This window comes from Burkholderia sp. Ac-20392, assembly GCF_017104585.1.
GTDB lineage: Bacteria > Pseudomonadota > Gammaproteobacteria > Burkholderiales > Burkholderiaceae > Burkholderia > Burkholderia lata.
This window is the reverse complement of the sequence record NZ_JAAGPB010001127.1, coordinates 1-614: the sequence shown is the minus strand read 5'-3', so window position 1 is coordinate 614 and position 614 is coordinate 1. Positions and strand designations below refer to the sequence as shown.

Below are 614 nucleotides of genomic sequence, written 5' to 3'. Positions count from 1 at the left end.
GGCATCGTGCGGCAGCGCCGCGACGCTGATCAGGTCGCAGCCGAGTTCGGCCGCAAGCGTGCCGGGCGTCGCATCGCCGGACCCCGGATGGCCGGACCCCGGATGGCCGGCCCCCGCGATCGCATGGGACAGCCCTTGCGCCCGTGCGGCGGCTTCCACTTTCGCACCGTGGTCCGGCAGCCGCGCTCCGGATAAACGCGAGTCCGGTGCGGCGTCGGGCAGCATGAACGTGACCCGGGCGCCGACCGCGCGCGCCAGTTCGAGCGCATGGCCGATCGCGTCGATGCCGCCGGGCGCGCCGTCGACCGTCACGAGCAGATGGCGGTACATCGTGCCGCTCCGCTTATCCGGCGAGCGGCGCGCTGCGCCGCGTGCCGGTCGATACGATCTTCATGGGTGGGCTCCTCGTGGTGTTCGTCATGCATCGGAACCCATGCTATCGATGCGGCGCCGGTGCGGCCCCACTCGTCGCGGGGGGGGATTGACGCGCGGACGCGGTTCGACCGATCCTTCCCCCCACACCCACCCCGGACGCTGGCCCGCACGGCACCGCCGGATTCCGACTGCTGCCCCGATGGCCCACCCACCCGATCGCGCCGACGCGCCTCCCACCA

1 protein-coding gene is annotated in these 614 nt (G+C 73.1%); it reads right to left on the bottom strand.

Translation table 11 applies throughout. The features are described from left to right. Positions 1-330: universal stress protein (locus G3N99_RS41190; protein WP_206125307.1), on the bottom strand; the 330-nt coding region annotated here is incomplete at its 3' end. Positions 331-614: the final 284 nt, after the last annotated feature.